This is a genomic window from Pseudomonas sp. R151218B TE3479 (genome assembly GCF_053629195.1).
In genome coordinates this window covers 74,711-97,200 of sequence record NZ_JBRJHV010000001.1, presented here as the reverse complement: position 1 = coordinate 97,200, position 22,490 = coordinate 74,711, and the positions used below count along the sequence as shown (strand labels likewise).

General features: G+C 61.2%; 22 protein-coding genes. 15 read left to right on the top strand and 7 right to left on the bottom strand.

The features are described from left to right. Window positions 1-98 precede the first annotated feature (98 nt). Window positions 99-1,952 carry an Lnb N-terminal periplasmic domain-containing protein gene (locus AB7M32_RS00470; protein ID WP_454248802.1) on the bottom strand — a complete coding sequence of 618 codons (1,854 nt, stop codon included), beginning with the start codon at window positions 1,950-1,952 and terminating at the stop codon, window positions 99-101. A gap of 92 nt (window positions 1,953-2,044) precedes the next feature. After that, window positions 2,045-2,533, bottom strand: coding sequence for a DUF3015 domain-containing protein (locus AB7M32_RS00465; protein WP_024780764.1), 489 nt, complete (start codon window positions 2,531-2,533; stop codon window positions 2,045-2,047). Between the two features lie 274 nt (window positions 2,534-2,807). On the opposite strand from AB7M32_RS00465, the gene AB7M32_RS00460 reads away from it, so the two are divergent. The 4 genes from AB7M32_RS00460 (at window position 2,808) to AB7M32_RS00445 (ending at window position 7,341) form a co-directional block, all read left to right on the top strand. Next, window positions 2,808-5,246 carry a Lon protease family protein gene (locus tag AB7M32_RS00460; RefSeq protein ID WP_060740549.1) on the top strand — a complete coding sequence of 813 codons (2,439 nt, stop codon included), beginning with the start codon at window positions 2,808-2,810 and terminating at the stop codon, window positions 5,244-5,246. 314 nt (window positions 5,247-5,560) lie between these two features. Continuing rightward, window positions 5,561-5,902, top strand: a complete 342-nt coding sequence (locus tag AB7M32_RS00455) for a PA4575 family protein (RefSeq protein ID WP_013694243.1) — start codon at window positions 5,561-5,563, stop codon at window positions 5,900-5,902. Window positions 5,903-6,034: 132 nt separating this feature from the next. Continuing rightward, a complete protein-coding gene (locus tag AB7M32_RS00450) occupies window positions 6,035-6,523 on the top strand; it encodes a TIGR00645 family protein (protein WP_047230159.1) in 489 nt (162 codons plus the stop codon). Window positions 6,524-6,723: 200 nt separating this feature from the next. Further along, on the top strand, window positions 6,724-7,341 hold the full coding sequence (locus AB7M32_RS00445) for an FKBP-type peptidyl-prolyl cis-trans isomerase (protein WP_003205746.1): 618 nt from the start codon (window positions 6,724-6,726) through the stop codon (window positions 7,339-7,341). 126 nt (window positions 7,342-7,467) lie between these two features. On the opposite strand, the gene AB7M32_RS00440 is transcribed toward AB7M32_RS00445, so the two are convergent. The 3 genes from AB7M32_RS00440 to AB7M32_RS00430 form a co-directional block, all read right to left on the bottom strand. Beyond that, window positions 7,468-7,725 (bottom strand): PA4570 family protein, encoded by a 258-nt coding sequence (locus tag AB7M32_RS00440; RefSeq protein WP_003205743.1) that lies wholly within the window; start codon window positions 7,723-7,725, stop codon window positions 7,468-7,470. Window positions 7,726-7,930: 205 nt separating this feature from the next. Next, window positions 7,931-8,272 (bottom strand): zinc ribbon domain-containing protein YjdM, encoded by a 342-nt coding sequence (locus AB7M32_RS00435; protein ID WP_053123983.1) that lies wholly within the window; start codon window positions 8,270-8,272, stop codon window positions 7,931-7,933. 198 nt (window positions 8,273-8,470) lie between these two features. Further along, entirely contained in the window at window positions 8,471-9,439 is a 969-nt protein-coding gene (locus AB7M32_RS00430) for a polyprenyl synthetase family protein (protein ID WP_072411888.1), read from the bottom strand. 239 nt (window positions 9,440-9,678) lie between these two features. Here AB7M32_RS00430 and rplU point away from each other — a divergent pair, with 239 nt between their 5' ends. The 5 genes from rplU (at window position 9,679) to AB7M32_RS00405 (ending at window position 13,564) form a co-directional block, all read left to right on the top strand. Beyond that, a complete protein-coding gene (gene rplU, locus AB7M32_RS00425; RefSeq protein ID WP_003176051.1) occupies window positions 9,679-9,993 on the top strand; it encodes a 50S ribosomal protein L21 in 315 nt (104 codons plus the stop codon). 35 nt (window positions 9,994-10,028) lie between these two features. Beyond that, window positions 10,029-10,286: a 50S ribosomal protein L27 gene (gene rpmA, locus AB7M32_RS00420; protein ID WP_003205738.1), complete on the top strand. Its 258-nt coding sequence runs from the start codon at window positions 10,029-10,031 to the stop codon at window positions 10,284-10,286. 190 nt (window positions 10,287-10,476) lie between these two features. Beyond that, window positions 10,477-11,700 carry an Obg family GTPase CgtA gene (gene cgtA / locus AB7M32_RS00415; protein WP_060740551.1) on the top strand — a complete coding sequence of 408 codons (1,224 nt, stop codon included), beginning with the start codon at window positions 10,477-10,479 and terminating at the stop codon, window positions 11,698-11,700. A gap of 271 nt (window positions 11,701-11,971) precedes the next feature. After that, complete coding sequence (proB, locus tag AB7M32_RS00410; protein WP_092333957.1) at window positions 11,972-13,090, top strand: glutamate 5-kinase; 1,119 nt, start codon at window positions 11,972-11,974, stop codon at window positions 13,088-13,090. Window positions 13,091-13,099: 9 nt separating this feature from the next. Further along, on the top strand, window positions 13,100-13,564 hold the full coding sequence (locus AB7M32_RS00405) for a CreA family protein (RefSeq protein ID WP_420231107.1): 465 nt from the start codon (window positions 13,100-13,102) through the stop codon (window positions 13,562-13,564). A 172-nt stretch (window positions 13,565-13,736) separates the two neighbouring features. Here AB7M32_RS00405 and rpsT read toward each other — a convergent pair whose 3' ends face one another. Then, the gene (gene rpsT / locus AB7M32_RS00400; RefSeq protein ID WP_003185593.1) at window positions 13,737-14,015 is read right to left on the bottom strand and encodes a 30S ribosomal protein S20; all 279 of its coding nucleotides are present in this window, start codon (window positions 14,013-14,015) and stop codon (window positions 13,737-13,739) included. A gap of 254 nt (window positions 14,016-14,269) precedes the next feature. On the opposite strand from rpsT, the gene murJ reads away from it, so the two are divergent. The 6 genes from murJ (at window position 14,270) to ispH (ending at window position 21,809) form a co-directional block, all read left to right on the top strand. Then, a complete protein-coding gene (gene murJ / locus AB7M32_RS00395; RefSeq protein WP_454248801.1) occupies window positions 14,270-15,808 on the top strand; it encodes a murein biosynthesis integral membrane protein MurJ in 1,539 nt (512 codons plus the stop codon). 129 nt (window positions 15,809-15,937) lie between these two features. Then, window positions 15,938-16,876 (top strand): bifunctional riboflavin kinase/FAD synthetase, encoded by a 939-nt coding sequence (ribF, locus tag AB7M32_RS00390; protein ID WP_053125376.1) that lies wholly within the window; start codon window positions 15,938-15,940, stop codon window positions 16,874-16,876. 13 nt (window positions 16,877-16,889) lie between these two features. Then, on the top strand, window positions 16,890-19,721 hold the full coding sequence (ileS, locus tag AB7M32_RS00385) for an isoleucine--tRNA ligase (protein ID WP_454248800.1): 2,832 nt from the start codon (window positions 16,890-16,892) through the stop codon (window positions 19,719-19,721). Continuing rightward, window positions 19,714-20,226, top strand: a complete 513-nt coding sequence (gene lspA, locus AB7M32_RS00380; RefSeq protein ID WP_092257339.1) for a signal peptidase II — start codon at window positions 19,714-19,716, stop codon at window positions 20,224-20,226. The genes ileS and lspA overlap by 8 nt, the downstream gene beginning before the upstream one ends. Continuing rightward, the gene (gene fkpB, locus AB7M32_RS00375; protein WP_454248799.1) at window positions 20,219-20,656 is read left to right on the top strand and encodes an FKBP-type peptidyl-prolyl cis-trans isomerase; all 438 of its coding nucleotides are present in this window, start codon (window positions 20,219-20,221) and stop codon (window positions 20,654-20,656) included. The genes lspA and fkpB overlap by 8 nt, the downstream gene beginning before the upstream one ends. Window positions 20,657-20,861: 205 nt before the next feature. Beyond that, window positions 20,862-21,809, top strand: coding sequence for a 4-hydroxy-3-methylbut-2-enyl diphosphate reductase (gene ispH / locus AB7M32_RS00370; protein WP_072411904.1), 948 nt, complete (start codon window positions 20,862-20,864; stop codon window positions 21,807-21,809). Here ispH and AB7M32_RS00365 read toward each other — a convergent pair. Continuing rightward, window positions 21,763-22,302 (bottom strand): GspH/FimT family pseudopilin, encoded by a 540-nt coding sequence (locus tag AB7M32_RS00365; protein WP_454248798.1) that lies wholly within the window; start codon window positions 22,300-22,302, stop codon window positions 21,763-21,765. The genes ispH and AB7M32_RS00365 overlap by 47 nt on opposite strands. Window positions 22,303-22,490: the final 188 nt, after the last annotated feature.

Here is a 22,490-nt window from a genome sequence, read left to right as displayed (position 1 = left end):
TCCACTTACACGAGAAGTCTAGAGGCGAATTCGTCAGGCCGATGTGAAAGCCCTGTGATTAATCCGTTTGTCTCTGTGCGCGTGCTGAGCGGGTCCGGTCAATAGTGATACCACTTCACCTCGAGCATCACCTCGTTCTCCGGCGAAGCCAGGTGGCTGAACTCCCGCTGGGCACTCAGGCGCAGGCCGAGGTTGCGGGACAATTCCCACTGCTGGTTGAGGCTCAGGCTACGACGCACTTCACCGTTGACGAAATAATCGCCCTTGGCTTCCAGGCTCAAGTTGCCCAGCGGGTTTTTCCACAGCACGCCGCTATTGAAACCGGCGGCTGGAGCGATGAACTGGGCGAAATCGTTGTTGTGTTCCACCCGCACTGTACCCAGGGCAAAGCCCAGCACATCTTCGCCCAGCGCCCAAGTGCCACCGGCACCGCCATTGACGTGGCTGACCAAGGTTTCATCGTCGTGTTTGCCCGGCACCCGCTCCAGACCGCCGGTAACCTGCCAGGACAGCGGTTGCAGCAGCTCGTTGCGTGGGGTCAGGGAGCGAATGGTCGCCAGATCCAGTTGCTGCACTTGCCAGTCATTGCCTTCGTACTGGCGCAGTTTCAATTGCAGGATCTCGATCTGTGCCCCCAGCGGGAAGCTTTCGGCGTTGTCGTTGAGGTCGTGATAGGCCATGCGCAAGCCATATTCACCGAACGCCCGGTCGCCCCGGGTGCCGAGGCCGGCCTGCCAGGTGCGTGACTCGTGGCCATCCTCGGGCAGGCCCGGTTGCGGGATGTCGAGTTCCGGCGCGGGGTTCTGGTTGATCGCCCGCAACAGCTCGAAGCTGCGTTGGGCCCGTTGCGGATCGCGTTCCTGGCCGTTGGCGCGATAGCGTTCCAGGCGATACGCCGCGTCGATGATCAGTGCCTGGCGTTCGCGGGGCAACGCCTTGAATGCCGGTGCTTGCAGTTGCTGCTGATCGGCGCTGACGTTCAGTACCCATTGTTGTTCGTCATCGCTGAGCGGTTCGGCGCGGCTGAGCAGTTCCCGTTCCCGAGACGGCCGATACTGGATGCTTTCCACCAGACCGGCTTCTTTCACCGCCTTCACGGTGTCGGTGGGAATCGCCGTCAGCGGGAATTGTTCGGTCAGGCGCAGGCTGGGGCGGGCCACTTGGAGCAATTCGAGCAGGCGATAGGAGCAGTTTTCGTCGAAGAAGAAATAATCGAACTGGATCTGCTTGAGTTCCCACACATGCTCGACCATGCGTTCGGTTTCCACCTGGCTCAGGTTGAGGCGGTATTCCCACAGGTCACGGTTCTCCAGGCTACGGTACTCGGAGAGTTTTTCCTGATACGGCACCAGGGCGAACAGGCCGGGATAGCCGCCCATCAGGCCTTTCCAGGCATAGAGGATGCTGTTGTCCGAGCCTTCGATGTAGGCGCCAAAGTTGATCGCGTAGCTGAGCAGGGCGGTCTTGTCGCTTTGCACATCGGCCTGGTCGATGCGCAACAGGGTGTGGCCGAACATCGAGGACGGGCTGTTGAGGTAGGCGGCGGGGAAAATCATCACTGCGCTGTGGGGCGACACGTCCTTGAACCACTGGGTGAAGTCGCTGCAATTGACCGCCGGCAGGTCTGACAGGTTGAGCTGCGCCTTCAGCCAGCGGGTGCGCGCCGGGTACACGCACTGGGCATGTTGCTGGCCGGCGCTGGCCGGGCCATACAGGGCTTGCAGCGTGGCGGTCAGTTCACGGTCAGGATGTTCATTGCCATCGGGGGCGAGGAAGAATTTTTTGTCGCTGATATAGCTGCGCCAGCCGCCCAGCTTGGCGGTTTCGTAGTGGCCCAGGGAGATCCAGAAGCGGTCATTGGCCAGTTGCTGCAAACGTTGAGGGTCGACATGAGGCGCGGCGGACAGCGGGGCGCACACACAGAGCGCCAGCCAGGCAAGGCGTTTGAGCATAGTTGGCTACTTGGAAAGTCGAAAAAAAAATAAAGACCGAAGGGGCCCCAAAAAGAAAACCCGCTCCCCGAGAGGAGCGAGTGGTGTCGAGCTTAAGCTTGAGTAGCGTACTTGGCCAGGCGAGGGTCGTTTTTCAGCACGGCCAGGGTGTTGGTATGCACATCTTCCGCCGTCACGTCAGCCTTGCTGAAGATCTGTTGGAAGTGCTCGTGGGTAACGGCGGAGAAGTGTGCGCGATCTTCCGGCGCTACGCCCAGTACCACGGCATAGGTGGTCAGCGCTTCGCCCTGACCCTTGGCCATGTCTTCGGACAGCTCGTTCATCATGCCATTCATGGCCAGCCAGGACTTGCCGCCGTAGGTCAGGGCCGCGTTGGTCGAGCAGCCGTTGGTGCCGGAGGTCATGCCGAAGGTGGCGTTGCCGGAAGTGCCGTTGGTGGTGGATGCCAGGAAGTGAGCCGGGGTGCCACGCTGACCTTCGAACAGCATGTTGCCCCAGCCGCAATCCGGGCCGCCCGGCGCCTGAGCCATGGCGTTGAGGGATACAGCGGTGAAGAGAGTACCGAGAAGAATCCGTTTCATAGCTATGTTCTCTTTATGTGCATACCAATGGACAGGGTCTGGCCCCTACAGCTGCCAGTGGGCCGGTTATTGTTCCAGCCGCGCACTTTGGAGTTTAGGCACGATCCGAGGGTTCCGTGACATTTTGCAAAAACATTACTGGGGATCGCCTGTTTACGGGGCCCAGCCCGGGGTTTTCCCATTGACTATGCTTTGGTCTGAGGCGCTCCTTGCCAGTCAGGTGCAGGCAGCGCCAGAATGCCGCTATCTGCCCCGCCTGATGTAAGGAAGCCCGATGCCTGATCCTGTTGCTGCCAGCTTGCGTCTAGCGCCCGAAGCGCTGACCCGTCCGTTTTCCGCTGAACAGTTCAGCTTCTCTACCACCAATGATCTGGAGCCCTTCCGCGGTGTGCTTGGCCAGGAACGTGCGGTCGAAGCCTTGCAGTTCGGCGTGGCCATGCCGCGCCCCGGTTACAACGTATTCGTCATGGGCGAGCCCGGCACCGGCCGGTTCTCCTTCGTCAAACGCTACCTCAAGGCCGAAGGCAAGCGCCTGCAGACCCCGGCGGACTGGGTCTACGTCAACAATTTCGATGAGCCCCGCGAACCCCGTGCCCTGGAGCTGCCGTCCGGCACGGCCGGTGCGTTCATCGGTGACATCAATGGCTTGATCGACAACCTGCTGGCGACCTTCCCGGCGGTGTTCGAGCACCCGTCCTACCAGCAGAAAAAAAGCGCCATCGACCGCGCTTTCAACCAGCGCTACGACCGGGCCCTGGATGTGATCGAGCGCCTGGCACTGGAGAAGGATGTCGCGCTGTACCGTGACAGCAGCAACATCGCCTTCACGCCGATGAGCGAAGGCAAGGCCCTGGACGAGGCGGAATTCGCCCAGTTGCCGGAGGCCGAGCGCGAGCGTTTCCACGAGGACATCTCCGGCCTGGAAGAGCGCTTGAACGAAGAGCTCGCCAGCCTGCCGCAATGGAAGCGCGAGTCCAGTAACCAGTTGCGCCAGCTCAACGAAGAAACCATCACCCTGGCCCTGCAACCGTTGCTGGCGCCGCTGTCGGAAAAGTACGCGGAGAACGCCGCGGTCTGTGGCTACCTGCAAGCCATGCAGGTCTATCTGCTCAAGACCGTGGTCGAGCAACTGGTGGACGACAGCAAGACCGACGCCATCGCCCGCAAGCTGCTGGAAGAGCAGTACGCGCCAAGCCTGGTGGTCGGGCATCCGTCCAGCGGTGGCGCGCCGGTGGTGTTCGAGCCGCATCCGACCTACGACAACCTGTTCGGCCGGATTGAATACAGCACCGACCAGGGCGCGCTCTACACCACGTACCGACAGTTGCGTCCGGGTGCCTTGCACAGGGCCAATGGCGGTTTCCTGATCCTTGAAGCGGAAAAGATGCTTGGCGAGCCGTTCGTGTGGGATGCGCTCAAGCGCGCCCTGCAATCGCGCAAGCTGAAGATGGAGTCGCCCCTGGGTGAGCTGGGACGCTTGGCCACGGTGACCCTGACGCCGCAGCACATCCCGTTGCAGGTCAAAGTCGTGATCATCGGCGCCCGTCAGCTCTATTACGCCTTGCAGGACCTGGATCCGGACTTCCAGGAAATGTTTCGCGTGCTGGTGGATTTCGACGAAGACATCCCGATGGGCGACGAGAGCCTGGAGCAGTTCGCCCAGTTGCTCAAGACCCGCACTTCGGAAGAAGGCATGGCGCCGCTGACCGCCGATGCGGTGGCGCGCCTGGCGACCTACAGCGCCCGGCTGGCCGAGCACCAGGGACGCTTGTCCGCGCGTATCGGCGACCTGTTCCAACTGGTCAGCGAGGCGGATTTCATTCGCCAGCTGGCCGGTGACGAGATGACCGATGCCGGCCATATCGAACGGGCCCTCAAGGCCAAGGCCACCCGCACCGGACGCGTCTCGGCGCGGATCCTCGACGACATGCTGGCGGGGATCATCCTGATCGACACCGCGGGCGCGGCTGTGGGCAAATGCAACGGGCTGACGGTGCTGGAGGTCGGCGATTCGGCGTTCGGCGTGCCGGCGCGGATTTCCGCCACGGTGTACCCGGGCGGCAGTGGCATCGTCGACATCGAGCGGGAGGTCAACCTTGGCCAACCGATTCACTCCAAAGGCGTGATGATCCTCACCGGTTACCTGGGCAGCCGTTATGCCCAGGAATTCCCGCTGGCGATCTCGGCCAGCATCGCCCTGGAGCAATCCTACGGTTATGTGGACGGCGACAGTGCGTCCCTGGGCGAGGCATGTACGCTGATCTCGGCCCTGTCGAAGACGCCGCTGAAGCAGTGCTTCGCCATCACCGGCTCGATCAACCAGTTCGGTGAAGTGCAGGCGGTGGGTGGGGTCAACGAGAAGATCGAAGGCTTCTTCCGCCTCTGCGAAGCCCGGGGGTTGACCGGTGAGCAGGGGGCGATCATTCCCCAGGCCAACGTCGCGACGCTGATGCTCGACGAGAAAGTGCTGGCTGCCGTGCGCGCCGGGCAGTTCCACGTCTATGCGGTGCGTCAGGCCGACGAAGCCCTGAGCCTGCTGGTGGGCGAGCCTGCCGGTGAGCCGGATGAAAACGGCGAGTTCCCGGAGGGCAGCGTCAACGCCCGGGTGGTGGAGCGGCTACGGGTGATCGCGGAAATGATCAGCGAAGACGACATCAAGGAAGCGGAAAAGGAACTGGCGCAGCAGGCCTTGGCGGAGGCCAAGCCGGCCTGATTGCGGCGTTTCCATGTGGGACACTGTGGGAGCGAGCTTGCTCGCGCTAGCGGAGTTTCAGTCACTCATCAGGCGACTGTCACACCGCTATCGCGAGCAAGCTCGCTTCTACAATTTTTTGGGCTGTTTCAAACAAAAACGCCGCCACTTTGGCGTCAATATTCACACTATGACCGCTCGGCGTATTCCGGTCTCGAAATCCCGTGGGACCGGAACTTTTCTTCTATCCTCAGCTCAAGGATAACGAGAGTCATCATTGGATCGAAACAGCCTCTTCCCGAGACTGAATACCGGATCTACCGAGGGGCGCCGCCATGTCGCGCAACCTTTGCCTCACTCGTCAATGCCTGGGCCTTGTCACCCGTATCGAATGCGCCATCCGCCCCCTGGCGGGAGATACCGGTATGTGGACCTTGCTCTTCGCCGCCGGAATGGCTGGCGAACAACCCTCCGCCATCAAGGCCCAGGGGCCATTTCCCGGCCCGACTGCCGCCGAATCCATCCTCGATACCATCGTGCAGAGCCTGACCTTGCACGGCTATGAGCTGGCAGACGACCCGCAGATCTGGTCCTTGCACATGCAGGCCCAACTGCGTGAAATCAATGGAGGCCGTTGTCGCAATGTCGGCGGCTTCGAGTTTCGTCCGCTGCATTGAAGGCCATCGCCGCACGGGTACTCGCAGAAAAATTTTGACACAAGAGCAGGGGCCAGGGATGGCCCCGGCATTTGTGGGGCAGGTCGTGGCTGATATACTCGCCGCGATTTTTCAGCCCAGGTGTGAGACTCAATGGAACGCTTTATCGAAAATGCAATGTACGCCTCCCGCTGGCTGCTGGCGCCGATCTATTTCGGGCTGTCCCTGGGCTTGCTGGCCTTGGCGCTGAAATTCTTCCAGGAAGTGTTTCACATCATCCCCAATGTGTTCGCCATGGCCGAGTCCGAGCTGATCCTGGTGCTGCTGTCGCTGATCGACATGGCGCTGGTGGGCGGCCTGCTGGTGATGGTGATGATTTCCGGCTACGAGAACTTCGTTTCGCAACTGGACATCGACTCCGACAAGGAAAAGCTCAACTGGCTGGGCACCATGGACTCTTCATCGCTGAAGATGAAGGTCGCCGCCTCGATCGTCGCCATTTCCTCCATCCACCTGCTGCGCATTTTCATGGACGCCAAGAACGTCGATCCCGAGCACCTGATGTGGTACGTGATCATCCACATGACCTTCGTGGTCTCGGCCTTCGCCATGGGCTACCTGGACAAACTGACCAAGCACTGAGGCCCGTTCATCGCGCTGGCGCAACGCCCGCCTGGCGAACTGCAGGCGGGCGTTGTCGTTTCTGGCGGTTGCTTTGACGGGGGCTCGTCACCCGCCGTGGCATCTGTGCTAGTCTGCTCGCCCTTTTGGTTCCGGGCGCTCCGGGAGGCGCTGTGTCACGCACGGCAACTCTCGAGCCGTCCGCACAGCGGAGCAGCATCATGTCCGAAGTTAACCTGTCCACCGACGAAACCCGCGTCAGCTACGGCATTGGCCGTCAGCTGGGCGACCAACTGCGCGACAACCCGCCACCGGGTGTCAGCCTGGACGCGATCCTGGCCGGCCTGACCGACGCGTTCGCCGGCAAGCCAAGCCGCGTGGGCCAGGACGAGATGTCCGCCAGCTTCAAGGTCATTCGTGAAATCATGCAAGCCGAAGCAGCCGCCAAGGCTGAAGCCGCTGCAGGTGAAGGCCGTGCGTTCCTGGCGGAAAACGCCAAGCGTGAAGGCATCACCACCCTCGCTTCCGGCCTGCAGTTCGAAGTGCTGACCCAGGGTGAAGGCGCCAAGCCGACTCGTGAGGACCAGGTACGTACCCACTACCACGGCACCCTGATCGACGGCACTGTGTTCGACAGCTCCTACGATCGTGGCCAGCCAGCCGAATTCCCGGTAGGCGGCGTGATCCCGGGCTGGACCGAAGCGCTGCAACTGATGAATGCCGGCAGCAAATGGCGCCTGTACGTGCCGAGCGAACTGGCTTACGGCGCTCAAGGCGTTGGCAGCATCCCACCGCACAGCGTGCTGGTGTTCGACGTCGAGCTGTTGGACGTGCTGTAAGGCATTAATGCTTGAACAAGCTCTTGTGGGAGCGAGCTTGCTCGCGAAAGCGGAGGGTCAGGCGACGTCTTGTCAGCTGATACGCCGCCATCGCGAGCAAGCTCGCTCCCACAGGGTTTGCCTGCTTCATCCGTGAAACCTGCCGCTGAAATCACCCGTCGGGCGCAACGCCCGGGCATAGCAGAACAGGAACAGATTGCGCACCAGCTCCTTGAGCACCAGCGGCTCACTGGAATTGAGGCTGTTGAGGTCCAGGTCTCCTTGGTCCTGCAGCTCGTTCAAGGCTTCTTCTTCAAGCACCGCGCAGACTTCCCCGGTTTCCCGATGCAGGATCCTGAGGTAGGGATGTGGGCGGTCCAGCCAGGCATCGATCAAATAAGTCATGGTTCTCATCTCCTTGATGGGTTCGATGAGAATAATTCTTATTCGCTAAATAGCAAGTCTCTATTGGCGTTGCGATTGTTTTTCTGACGATGGGTTGTGCTAGCTCAAGGCGGCTGGCACCTGGCGAACGCTCGAGAAATGGGGTTGAAGCGGGGGAGGTGAAGCTCCATCCCACACGCAGGGCATGGGATGGAATGCAGCCGAATCAGACTTTTCTGACGAACTCGGATTTGAGTTTCATCGGGCCGATGCCGTCGATCTTGCAATCGATATCGTGGTCGCCATCGCACAGGCGGATGTTCTTGACCTTGGTGCCGACCTTGACCACCAGCGAGGTGCCCTTGACCTTGAGGTCCTTGATCACGGTGATGGTGTCGCCGTCCTGCAAGACATTGCCGACCGAATCTTTCTTCACGGTGTCGTCGGACGCCGCTTCAGCTTCGCCGCTGGCGGACCATTCGTGGGCACACTCCGGGCAGACCAGCTGGGTGCCGTCTTCGTAGGTGTATTCGGAATTGCATTTCGGGCAGGGAGGCAACGTGCTCACTAAGGTTCCTTGGGTATCAGGAGGGCAAAAGGGCGCACATTATATAGGGTTTTAGGCTGCGGAGGGCAGGGCGGCGAAAAACCCTTGTGGGAGCGAGCTTGCTCGCGATAGCGCTGGATCAGCAACATTGGCGCTGATTGACACACCGCTATCGCGAGCAAGCTCGCTCTCACAGGTTTCCCACAGGTTTTCATGCAATCAGTGGGTACGCGCCACCGCAAATTCGCTCAATTCCACCAGCGCATCGCGGTATTCGCTAGGCGGCAGGGCGTCGAGGCATTTGATTGCGCGAGCGACGTAATCCCGGGCCAGTTTCGCGGTGTACTCCAGCGAGCCGGAAGCTTCGACCGCGATACGGATGCTTTCCAGGTCTTCGATCCCGCCTTTCTGGATCGCCTGGCGTACCAGTGCCGCCTGTTCTGGCGTGCCTTCGCGCATGGTGTAGATCAGCGGCAGGGTCGGCTTACCTTCAGCCAGGTCGTCACCGACGTTCTTGCCCAGGGTCTCGGCATCGCCCTTGTAGTCCAGCAGGTCGTCCACCAACTGGAAGGCCACGCCCAGGTGGTCGCCGAACGTGCGCAGCGCTTCGCTCTGCTCGGCGCTGGCGCCGGCCAGTGCAGCGGCGCTGTGGGTCGAGGCTTCGAAGAGCATCGCGGTCTTGCCGCGGATGACTTCCATGTAGGTCTCTTCCGTGGTGCTGGCATCGCGTACCTTGGACAACTGCAGCACTTCGCCTTCGGCGATGATGCGTGTGGCCTGGGACAGAATCTTCATCACCGGCATCGAGCCCAACTCGACCATCATTTCGAACGAGCGCGAATACAGAAAGTCACCCACCAGTACGCTCGGGGCATTGCCCCACATGGCGTTGGCGGTCGAACGGCCACGGCGCATGCCGGACATGTCGACCACGTCGTCGTGCAACAGGGTCGCGGTGTGCAGGAATTCGATGGTAGCGGCCAGCAGGCGCATGTCGTCGCCTTCGCGACCCAGGGCCTTGCCGCACAGCAGCACCAATAAAGGACGCAGGCGTTTACCGCCCGCCGACGTGATGTAGTCGCCGATTTTCGATACCAGAGGCACGCGGGAAGTCAGCTGCTTCTTGATGATGCCGTCGACGGCGCTAAAATCGTCCGCCACCGCGCGGTAGAAAGCTTGGGGTTGCATCAGCGACAGGTGCTCCAGAAGGGTTGCGCGGCATGCTAGGACCCACGTCCGCAGGTGTCAAGGCGCGATAGACGGCTACTTGCAAGGCTCTCGCGGCTTGCGTACAATCGCGCACCCTGAACTTCCTGGGCAGCACCTGCCTTACGCAATTGCATCCGGGCCTTCCAGCCCATGCAGCCATGCCAGCCAATACCTCTTCTTATAAAGCGCTGGGTGAGCAGGATTATCGGAGAAATACCATGTCGTACGCAGTAATTGTTACTGGTGGCAAGCAATACAAGGTCGCCCCAGGTGAATACCTGAAGATCGAAAAACTGGAAATCGCTACCGGCGAATCCGTGACTTTTGATCGCGTTCTGTTGGTCGCCAATGGCGATGACGTGAATATCGGCGCTCCAGTCGTTGCTGGCGCTACCGTTGTGGCTGAAGTGATCTCCCAAGGTCGTCACGATAAAGTCCGCATCATCAAGTTCCGTCGTCGTAAGCACCACATGAAGCGCATGGGCCACCGCCAGTGGTACACCGAGATCAAAATCACCGGTATTCAGGCTTAATTTCAGCCTAATTCCTCACTAGGAGAATTGAACTCATGGCACACAAAAAAGCTGGTGGTAGTACCCGTAACGGTCGCGACTCAGAAGCCAAACGCCTTGGCGTGAAGATGTATGGCGGCCAGGCTATCAAAGCAGGCAACATCATCGTGCGTCAGCGCGGCACCCAATTCCACGCTGGCTACGGCGTGGGCATGGGTAAAGATCACACCCTCTTCGCTAAAGTCGAAGGCGTGATCAAGTTCGAAGTAAAAGGCGCCTTCGGTCGTCGTTACGTAAGCGTTATCGCAGCTTAATTGCGAGACCGCTGGAAAAGCCCTGTCTTGCGACGGGGCTTTTTCGTTTGTGGGGTGAGTCTCTTGCAAAACTGTTTGTATGGGCTGTCGGCGCTGCGGTTGGGGCGTGTCATCAGGTCGCTGCGCTCATTTTTGCAAGAGTCTTATGTCTTGTTTTTTTGGCTCGTCCGTATGGCGAGAGGCGTGTGTCATGAAGTTTGTTGATGAAGTATCGATTCGAGTGAAGGCCGGCGACGGCGGCAATGGTTGCATGAGTTTCCGTCGGGAAAAATTCATTGAAAACGGTGGCCCTAACGGCGGTGATGGGGGTGACGGCGGCTCGATCTACATGCTCGCCGACGAAAACCTCAACACCCTGGTGGACTACCGTTACACCCGGCACTTCGATGCCGAGCGTGGCTCCAACGGCGGCAGCACCGACTGCACCGGCAAGAAGGGCGAAGACCTGATCCTGCGCGTGCCAGTCGGCACCACGGTGATCGATTCGGCCACCCAGGAAGTGATTGGCGACCTGACCAAGGCTGGCCAGCGTCTGCTGGTCGCCCATGGCGGCTGGCACGGCCTGGGCAACACCCGTTTCAAGTCCAGCACCAACCGTGCTCCGCGCCAGACCACGCCAGGCAAGCCCGGCGAGCAGCGTGACCTGAAGCTGGAAATGAAAGTGTTGGCCGACGTGGGCCTGCTGGGCCTGCCGAACGCCGGTAAAAGTACCTTTATTCGCTCGGTGTCGGCGGCCAAGCCGAAAGTGGCCGATTACCCGTTCACCACCCTGGTGCCGAACCTGGGTGTGGTCAGCGTCGACCGCTGGAAGAGTTTCGTGATCGCCGACATTCCAGGGTTGATCGAAGGGGCTTCCGAGGGCGCGGGCCTGGGGATTCGTTTCCTCAAGCACTTGTCCCGTACCCGCCTGTTGCTGCACCTAGTCGACATGGCGCCGCTGGATGAAACCGACGCCGCCGATGCCGCCGAAGTCATCGTCAACGAGCTGACCAAGTTCAGCCCGGCCCTGGCCGAGCGTGATCGTTGGCTGGTGTTGAACAAGTGCGACCAGATCCTCGAAGAGGAACATGAGGAGCGGGTCAAGGAAATCGTCGATCGTCTAGAGTGGGAAGGTCCGGTCTATGTGATCTCGGCCATCGCCAAAGAAGGCACCGAGCGCCTGTGCCACGACATCATGCGTTACCTGGAAGATCGCGCCGACCGCCTGGCCAACGATCCGGCCTACAAGGAAGAACTGGCCGAGCTCGACCAGCGCATCGAAGACGAGGCCCGTGCCCAACTGCAGGCGCTGGACGACCAGCGTGCCCTGCGTCGCAGTGGCGTCAAGTCGGTCCATGACATCGGTGACGACGATTGGGATGAGGAAGATGTGGATGACGAAGACGGTCCGGAAATCATCTACGTTCGCGACTGATCTTGTGCTGGCGTGAAGCCAGGATCTGTGGGAGCGAGCTTGCTCGCGAAAGCGGTCTGTCAGTTGACATAGTCGTTAGCTGACACGCCGCTATCGCGAGCAAGCTCGCTCCCACAGGTTCAAGTGTTTCAGCGCAGTGTTATCATCGCCGGCAAGCCGGTTCCCAAGGCGCCGCTCATTCGAGCGGCGTTTTGGTATCTGTAAAACGCAAATACGAATAATCCCATGGGTGGCGCTGGGTCGCGCCGTTCGCTGGCAAAGGTTGAAGATGATGCGGAGCAAGGTGACGGGGGCGCGGCGCTGGGTCGTGAAGATCGGTAGCGCACTGCTGACGGCGGATGGCAAGGGTCTGGATCGCCAGGCAATGGCGGTGTGGGTCGAGCAGATGGTGGCCTTGCATGAGGCCGGCGTCGAGCTGGTATTGGTCTCTTCAGGGGCTGTGGCGGCCGGTATGAGTCGTTTGGGCTGGACGTCGCGACCCAGCGCGATGCACGAGCTGCAGGCCGCTGCCGCCATCGGTCAGATGGGTCTGGTGCAGGCTTGGGAATCAAGCTTTGCCGAGCATGGTCGCCATACGGCGCAGATTCTGCTGACCCACGACGACCTGTCCGACCGCAAGCGCTACCTCAATGCCCGCAGTACCTTGCGAGCGCTGGTCGAGCTGAAGGTCATCCCGGTGATCAACGAGAACGACACGGTGGTTACCGACGAGATCCGTTTCGGCGATAACGACACCCTGGCCGCGCTTGTGGCAAACCTGGTGGAGGCGGACCTGTTGGTGATCCTCACGGATCGCGACGGCATGTTCGACGCCGATCCGCGCAATAACCCCGATGCCAAGCTGATCTACGAAGCCCGTGCCGACGACCCTGCGCTGGACGCGGTGGCGGGCGGCACGGGCGGTGCGCTGGGGCGCGGCGGCATGCAGACCAAGCTGCGTGCGGCACGTCTGGCTGCGCGCTCCGGGGCTCACACTATCATTGTCGGCGGTCGGTTGGAGCGGGTGCTGGATCGTCTGAAGGCGGGCGAGCGCATCGGCACTTTGCTGTCCCCTGAGCGCGGCATGCTGGCGGCGCGCAAGCAATGGCTGGCCGGGCACCTGCAAACCCGTGGCACGCTGGTGCTGGATGCGGGCGCCGTGGCGGCGTTGTCCCAGGGCAACAAAAGCCTGCTGCCGGTGGGTGTGAAGCTGGTCCAGGGCAGTTTCCGTCGCGGCGAAATGGTCGTATGCGTGGCGCCGGACGGTCGCGAGATCGCCCGTGGCCTGGCCAACTACAGCGCCCTGGAAGCACAGAAAATTATCGGTCAGTCGTCTGATGCGATTGTCGGTCTGTTGGGTTACATGGCGGAGCCTGAACTGGTCCACCGGGACAACCTGATCCTCGTCTAAGGAAAAATCATGGGTTTGGCAAAAGGATTGATCGGTTTGCTGCTGGCAGTACCGCTGCTGGCGTCGGCCGAGGAAATTGGCCAGGTGTCGACGGTGTTCAAGTTTGTCGGGCCGAACGACCGGATCGTGGTCGAGGCATTCGATGATCCCAAGGTCGATGGCGTGACCTGCTACCTGTCGCGGGCCAAGACGGGTGGCGTGAAGGGCGGCCTGGGCCTGGCCGAGGATCGCGCCGAGGCGTCCATCGCCTGTCGCCAGGTGGGGCCCATCAGCTTCAAGGGTGAGCTCAAGGATGGCGAGGAGGTGTTCCGCGAGCGCACTTCGCTGGTGTTCAAGACCATGCAGGTGGTGCGTTTCCTCGACAAGAAGCGCAACACACTGGTGTACCTGGTCTACAGCGACCGTGTGATCGAGGGCAGCCCGCAGAATGCGGTGACGGCGATTCCGATCTTGCCGTGGGCTCGTACTCAATAATCGACACATAGCCCTGTGGGAGCGAGCTTGCTCGCGATGGCGGTGCGTCAGTAACAACGATTTGTCTGATGCTCCGCCATCGCGAGCAAGCTCGCTCTCACAATGTTCTGAATGAAGAGTTGCAGGCAATAAAAAACCGACCCTGAGGTCGGTTTTTTAATGAGCGCGTCGCTTAGGCAGCAGCGGCAACGTTCAGGGCCTTTACGTGGCCATTCAGGCGGCTCTTATGGCGAGCAGCCTTGTTCTTGTGGATGATGCCTTTATCGGCCATGCGGTCGATAACTGGCACAGCCAGAACGTAAGCAGCTTGGGCTTTTTCAGCGTCTTTTGCGTCGATGGCCTTAACTACGTTCTTGATGTAGGTACGGACCATGGAACGCAGGCTGGCGTTGTGGCTGCGACGCTTCTCAGCCTGTTTTGCACGTTTTTTGGCGGAAGGTGTGTTGGCCACCGTCGAGCTCCTCGAAAGACTTTTTAGGAAATAGCAAACAAAATAGGCCGCGAATCATGCCGATGAGTTGACGTGTTGTCAAGGGCGGGTGACGCGTTCCGCTGAATGGCAGGTGCAGCGCACCGAAGGATTTCTTTCCGGCGTGCGACCTGTAAACTCGCGGGCTTTGGCTCTGTGCTGTTTAGCGGCGCGGAGTATCGCATAAGTGGGCGCGTTGTTCGCCTGCTGTTTATCGACAGGCAAAAACTCTTTTCATGAATCTGCTCAAATCGTTGGCCGCCGTCAGCTCTATCACGATGCTTTCCCGGATCCTGGGGTTCGTTCGCGATACGCTGATCGCACGGATATTCGGTGCCGGGATGGCGACGGACGCCTTCTTCATCGCCTTCAAGCTGCCTAACCTGTTGCGGCGGATCTTCGCCGAGGGGGCGTTCTCCCAGGCCTTCGTGCCGATCCTGGCGGAATATAAAAGCCAGAAAGGCGATGAGGCAACCCGCACATTCATTGCTTATGTCACCGGTCTGCTGACCTTGGTGCTGGCGCTGGTCACGGCCGCCGGCATGCTCGCCGCGCCCTGGGTGATCTGGGCCACGGCGCCGGGCTTCACCGACACCCCGGAAAAATTCCAGCTCACCGCGGACCTGTTGCGGGTGACCTTTCCTTATATATTGCTGATCTCCCTGTCGTCCCTGGCCGGGGCGATCCTCAATACCTGGAATCGCTTTTCCGTGCCGGCCTTTGTGCCGACCTTGCTCAACGTCAGCATGATCGTCTTCGCCGTGTTCCTGACACCGTATTTCGACCCACCGGTGATGGCCCTGGGCTGGGCGGTGCTGGTGGGTGGCCTGGCGCAACTGCTCTATCAACTGCCGCATCTGAAAAAGATCGGCATGCTGGTCCTGCCGCGGCTGAACCTGCGCGACAGCGGCGTGTGGCGGGTGATGAAGCAGATGCTGCCGGCGATCCTGGGGGTGTCGGTGAGCCAGATTTCCCTGATTATCAACACTATTTTCGCCTCGTTCCTGGTGGCCGGCTCGGTGTCGTGGATGTACTACGCCGACCGTCTGATGGAGTTGCCGTCCGGCGTATTGGGCGTGGCCTTGGGCACGATCCTGTTGCCGACCCTGGCCAAGACCTACGCCAGCCAGGACCGCCACGAATACTCGCGAATTCTCGATTGGGGCCTGCGCCTGTGCTTTGTGCTAGTGCTGCCGTGCTCCCTGGCGCTGGGGATCCTGGCCGAGCCGTTGACCGTCTCGTTGTTCCAGTACGGCCAGTTCAATGCGTTCGACGCCTTGATGACCCAGCGTGCGCTGATCGCTTACTCGGTGGGCTTGCTCGGGATCATCGTGATCAAGGTGCTGGCGCCAGGGTTCTACGCCCAGCAGAACATTCGCACGCCGGTGAAGATCGCCATCTTCACCCTGGTGATGACCCAGTTGTTCAACCTATTGCTGATCGGTCCGTTGGCTCATGCCGGCCTGGCCCTGGCGATCAGTGCCGGTGCGTGCCTCAACGCCGGGTTGCTGTTTTATCAGTTGCGCAAGCAGAAGATGTATCAACCGCAGCCGGGCTGGGGCAAGTTCGGCCTCAAGCTGCTGGTGGCCGTGGTCGTGATGTCGGCGGTCCTGCTGGGGGCGATGCATTTCATGCCGGCCTGGGGCGAAGGGCAGATGCTCGCGCGCTTCCTGCGCCTGGGTGTGCTGGTGGTTGCCGGTGTGGTGGCGTATTTCGGCATGTTGCTGCTGATGGGGTTCCGTCTGCGCGACTTCAATCGCAAGGCCTTGAGCTGAGGGCGAGCCCTCGATAATCCCGGGCCGGGCAGTGGTTTTGTCGGTTCGATCACTTTGGGGTGCGGTGTTGCCTGTCGTCGGCCGCCGGGTGTGGTTATAATCGGCCACTTTATGAGCAAGAAGCGCGTTATGCAGCTGGTTCGAGGCCTCCACAACCTGCGCCCCCAGCATCGGGGCTGTGTCGCCACTATTGGCAACTTTGACGGTGTTCACCGTGGCCACCAGGCTATCCTGGCGCGACTGCGCGAGCGTGCGCTGGAGTTGGGCGTGCCCAGCTGCGTGGTGATTTTCGAGCCGCAGCCACGGGAGTTTTTCGCCCCGGATACCGCCCCGGCCCGTCTGGCCCGGTTGCGGGACAAACTGCAACTGCTGGCCGCCGAAGGTGTCGACCGGGTCCTGTGCCTGGCCTTCAACCAGCGCCTGAGCAAGCTCAGCGCGGCTGAATTCGTCGATACCATCCTGGTGGACGGTCTCGATGTGAAGCATCTGGAAGTCGGCGATGATTTTCGTTTCGGCTGTGATCGGTCCGGGGATTTCGATTACCTGCAACAGGCCGGTATCGCCCAGGGTTTCACCGTTGAAGCAGCGCAGACCGTCGAGATGGATGGCCTGCGCGTCAGCAGCACCCAGGTCCGCAATGCCCTGGCGGCGGCGGACTTCGAATTGGCCGAGCGCTTGCTCGGCCGGCCGTACCGGATTGCCGGGCGGATCCTGCACGGGCAGAAGTTGGCGCGCCAATTGGGCACGCCGACGGCCAACGTGCAACTCAAGCGTCGTCGTGTGCCGCTGACCGGGGTGTTCCTGGTGAGCGTGGAGATCGACGGCAAGACCTGGCCCGGCGTCGCCAACATCGGCGTGCGCCCCACGGTCCAGGGCGATGGCAAGGCCCACCTTGAAGTACATGTTCTGGATTTTGCCGGCGATCTGTATGACCGGCGTTTGACGGTGGTTTTCCACCATAAGCTGCGTGAAGAGCAGCGTTTTGCCTCTCTGGAGGCGCTCAAGACGGCGATCCATGCAGATATCGCCGCCGCCCGTGCCCTTGTCGCAACCAGCGCCAATCGCTAATGAAGAGCCTTAAATGACCGACTATAAAGCCACGCTAAACCTTCCGGACACCGCCTTCCCAATGAAGGCCGGCCTGCCTCAGCGCGAACCACAGATTCTGCAGCGTTGGGACAGCATTGGCCTGTACGGAAAGTTGCGCGAAATTGGCAAGGATCGTCCGAAGTTCGTCCTGCACGACGGCCCTCCGTATGCCAACGGCACCATCCATATCGGTCACGCGCTGAACAAGATTCTCAAGGACATGATCGTCCGCTCCAAGACTTTGTCGGGCTTTGATGCGCCGTATGTCCCGGGCTGGGACTGCCATGGCCTGCCGATCGAGCACAAGGTCGAAGTGACCCACGGCAAGAACCTGGGCGCGGACAAGACCCGCGAGCTGTGTCGTGCCTACGCCACCGAGCAGATCGAAGGGCAGAAGTCCGAATTCATTCGTCTCGGCGTGCTGGGTGACTTTGCCAACCCGTACAAGACCATGGACTTCAAGAACGAAGCCGGCGAAATCCGTGCCTTGGCGAAAATCGTCGAGGGCGGTTTCGTGTTCAAGGGCCTCAAGCCGGTGAACTGGTGCTTCGATTGCGGTTCGGCCCTGGCCGAGGCGGAAGTCGAGTACGAGAACAAGAAGTCCTCGACCATCGACGTCGCGTTCCCGATCGCCGATGAAGACAAGCTCGCCGCCGCGTTCGGCCTGGGCAAGCTGGGCAAGCCGGCGTCGATCGTGATCTGGACCACCACGCCGTGGACCATCCCGGCCAACCAGGCGCTGAACGTCCACCCGGAATTCACCTACGCCCTGGTCGACGTCGGCGACAAGCTGCTGGTGCTGGCCGAAGAGTTGGTCGAGTCCTGTCTGGCCCGCTACAACCTCGAAGGTTCGGTGGTCGCCACCGCCCCGGGTTCAGCGCTGGAACTGATCAATTTCCGTCATCCGTTCTATGACCGCCTGTCGCCGGTGTACCTGGCCGACTACGTGGAACTGGGCGCAGGCACCGGCGTGGTTCACTCCGCGCCGGCCTATGGCGTCGACGACTTCGTGACCTGCAAGAAATACGGCATGGTCAACGACGACATCCTCAACCCGGTGCAGAGCAATGGCGTGTACGCGCCGTCGCTGGAGTTCTTCGGCGGCCAGTTCATCTGGAAAGCCAACCCGGCCATCGTCGACAAGCTGACCGAAGTCGGCGCGCTGCTGCATACCACCGTCATCGAACACAGCTACATGCACTGCTGGCGCCACAAGACCCCGCTGATCTACCGCGCCACCGCGCAGTGGTTCATCGGCATGGACAAGCAGCCCACCAGCGGCGACACCCTGCGCCAGCGTTCGCTCAAGGCCATCGAAGAGACCCAGTTCGTACCGGCCTGGGGCCAGGCGCGTCTGCACTCGATGATCGCCAATCGTCCGGACTGGTGCATCTCCCGCCAGCGTAACTGGGGCGTGCCAATCCCGTTCTTCCTGAACAAGGAAAGCGGTGAGTTGCACCCGCGCACCGTCGAACTGATGGAAGTCGTGGCCAAGCGCGTCGAAGCCGAAGGCATCGAAGCCTGGTTCAAGCTCGATGCGGCTGAGCTGCTGGGCGACGAAGCACCGCTGTACGACAAGATCAGCGACACCCTGGACGTCTGGTTCGACTCCGGCACCACCCACTGGCACGTGCTGCGCGGTTCGCACCCAATGGGCCACGAGAGCGGCCCGCGCGCCGACCTGTACCTGGAAGGTTCGGACCAGCACCGTGGCTGGTTCCACTCGTCGTTGCTGACCGGTTGCGCCATCGACAACCACGCGCCGTACCGCGAGTTGCTGACCCACGGCTTCACTGTCGACGAGTCCGGCCGCAAGATGTCCAAGTCCCTGGGCAACGTGATCGCGCCGCAGAAGGTCAACGACACCCTGGGCGCCGACATCATGCGCCTGTGGGTGGCCTCCACCGACTACTCCGGCGAGATGGCCGTTTCCGAGCAGATCCTGCAGCGCAGTGCGGACGCCTACCGGCGGATCCGTAACACCGCGCGCTTCCTGCTCTCGAACCTGACCGGCTTCAACCCGGCCACCGACCTGCTGCCGGCCGAAGAAATGCTTGCGCTGGACCGTTGGGCCGTGGACCGTACCCTGTTGCTGCAGCGCGAATTGCAGGAGCACTACGGCGAATACCGCTTCTGGAACGTCTACTCCAAGATCCACAACTTCTGCGTGCAGGAACTCGGTGGTTTCTACCTCGACATCATCAAGGACCGCCAGTACACCACCGGCGCCAACAGCAAGGCGCGCCGTTCGTGCCAGACCGCGCTGTTCCACATCAGCGAGGCCCTGGTGCGCTGGATCGCGCCGATCCTGGCATTCACCGCCGATGAGCTGTGGCAATACCTGCCGGGCGAGCGCAACGAGTCGGTGATGCTCAACACCTGGTACGAAGGCCTGACCGAACTGCCGCAAGGCTTCGAACTGGACCGTGCGTATTGGGATCGCGTCATGGCCGTCAAGGCCGCGGTCAACAAGGAAATGGAGATCCAGCGGGCGGCCAAGGCCGTCGGCGGCAACCTGCAGGCCGAAGTCACCCTTTACGCCGAAGAGGCTCTGGGCGCAGACCTGGCCAAGCTCGGCAACGAGCTGCGCTTCGTGCTGATCACCTCCACTGCCAGCGTTGCACCTTTCGTGCAGGCTCCGGCCGATGCCGTGACCACCGAAGTCAGCGGCTTGAAGCTGAAGATCGTCAAGTCGAACCACACCAAGTGCGCCCGCTGCTGGCACTGCCGCGAAGACGTCGGCGTGAATCCGGAGCATCCGGAAATCTGTGGTCGTTGCGTCGACAACATCAGCGGTGCTGGCGAGGTTCGCCACTATGCCTAACGCAGCGGGCCGTTTCGGACGGCTGGGCTGGCTCTGGTTGAGCGTGCTGGTACTGGTCATCGACCAGGCCAGCAAGTTCTACTTTGAAAGCTCGTTGACCCTGTACCAGCAGATCGTGATCATCCCTGATTACTTCAGCTGGACCCTGGCCTACAACACCGGGGCGGCGTTCAGTTTCCTGGCCGACAGTTCCGGCTGGCAGCGCTGGCTGTTCGCCCTGATTGCCGTCGTGGTCAGTGCCGTGCTGGTGGTCTGGCTCAAGCGCCTGGGACGCAACGAGACCTGGCTGGCCGTGGCCTTGGCCTTGGTGCTTGGTGGTGCGTTGGGCAATCTCTATGACCGTATCGCCCTGGGCCACGTCATCGATTTCATCCTGGTGCATTGGCAGAACCGCTGGTATTTCCCGGCGTTCAACTTTGCCGACAGTGCCATCAGCGTGGGCGCCGTGATGCTCGCCCTGGACATGTTCAAGAGCAAGAAAACCGGAGAAGCCGTCCATGACTGAGCAGCGTATCGCTCAAAACACCGAAGTGAAGCTCCACTTCGCCCTGCATCTGGAAAACGGCGACACCGTCGACAGCACCTTCGACAAGGCCCCGGCGGTGTTCAAGGTCGGTGATGGCAACCTGTTGCCAGGCTTCGAAGCGGCGATCCTCGGTTTCAAGGCCGGCGACAAGCGCACCGTGGTCGTGCCACCGGAAAATGCCTTTGGTCAGCCCAACCCGCAAAACGTGCAGACCATGCCACGCTCCCAGTTCCAGGACATGGAGCTGTCCGAGGGCCTGCTGGTAATCTTCAACGACGCGGCCAATACCGAACTGCCGGGTGTGGTGAAGACGTTCGATGACGCCCAGGTGACCGTGGACTTCAATCATCCGCTGGCGGGCAAGACCTTGAACTTCGAAGTGGAAATCCTTGAGGTCAAGGCGGTTTGAGATTTAACCGGCAGTTCCTGCTGCCACCCGATTCACTGCGGGAGCGAGCTTGCTCGCGATGACACAGTCACTTTCAATACAGGGGTGACAGACTCACCGCCATCGCGAGCAAGCTCGCTCCCACATGGGATCTCCTTGTTTCGGGCCTTTCGCTCGATTAACAGGCAAGCATTCAATTTCTTGCGCGCAAGACACGAGGCACAGCATGCAAATCAAACTCGCCAACCCCCGTGGCTTCTGCGCCGGTGTGGACCGGGCGATCGAAATCGTCAACCGCGCCCTGGAAGTCTTCGGGCCGCCGATCTACGTGCGCCACGAGGTGGTCCACAACAAATTCGTCGTCGAGGACCTGCGCAGCCGCGGGGCCATTTTCGTCGAGGAACTGGACCAGGTGCCGGACGACGTCATCGTGATCTTCAGTGCCCACGGGGTTTCTCAGGCCGTGCGCAGCGAAGCCGCCGGCCGAGGCCTGAAGGTGTTCGACGCGACGTGCCCGTTGGTGACCAAGGTGCACATCGAAGTGGCGCGCTACAGCCGTGACGGTCGCGAGTGCATCCTGATCGGCCATGAAGGCCACCCGGAAGTCGAAGGCACCATGGGCCAATACGATGCCAGCAACGGCGGTGCGATCTACCTGGTCGAAGACGAGGCTGACGTTGCGGCCTTGCAAGTACGCAACCCCGATAGCCTGGCTTTCGTGACCCAGACGACCCTGTCCATGGACGACACCAGCCGTGTGATCGACGCCCTGCGCGCGCGCTTTCCGGCCATCGGCGGTCCGCGCAAGGATGACATCTGCTATGCCACCCAGAACCGTCAGGATGCGGTCAAGCAACTGGCCAACGAATGCGATGTGGTGCTCGTGGTCGGCAGCCCGAACAGTTCCAACTCCAACCGCCTGCGCGAGCTGGCCGAGCGCATGTCCACGCCCGCTTACCTGATCGACGGTGCCGAGGACATGCAACGCAGCTGGTTCGAGGGCATCGAGCGTATCGGCATCACCGCCGGTGCTTCCGCGCCGGAAGTCCTGGTGCGTGGCGTGATCCAGCAATTGCAGGCTTGGGGCGCCACCGGTGCCGATGAACTGGCCGGTCGCGAGGAGAACATCACGTTCTCGATGCCGAAAGAGCTGCGCGTGCGCTCCTTGCTTTAAGTCCTTTTTCGCACAGCGCCTGGTTGGCGTCGACGCTTTCCAGGCGCACGCGGCCGGAAGGCGCCAGTATCACTTGATGATGGCTGACCGGCCCGCGTCTGGCGCAGACATGCAGCGTGCCTGCCTGGAATGCGCCACTGGGGTGCAGGGCCTCCCCTTGGCTGCTGAACCTCACCCGGCGTTTCACCGGCTGGTTGCCGACCACCCGGGCGCTGACGCTGCGCTCCATCAGCACGGTCTTGTCCTTATCGTCCAGGGTGATGCGCCAGCCCCGCCCCCAATCGTTGCCTATCCCCCTGAGCACGACCGTCCGGTTGCGCATGATGGCCTCGCTGCGCGCGCTGCGTAACCCGCTGATGAGCAACTGCGCGGTGTCCTTGCGTTCGATGGAATCGATCAGTTCTTTGTAGCCCGCGTTGGCCCACGGCAGAACAATTGCGGCAATTGCCAGTCCCATGAGCAGTTCGATCAGGCTGAAGCCCTGTTGGTGCATGACATCTCCTCCCTGGAGAATGTGAAGCGGTGCGATAGTGCAAGAACTCAGTGTGGTAGCCAGCATGTTGTGGCGAGGGAGCTTGCTCCCGCTGGGCTGCGCAGCAGCCCCAAAATAGCGGCCGCTACGCGCCCGAGCGGGAGCAAGCTCCCTCGCCACAGGCGGTGGTTTGTTCTAGCGTGTAGAGG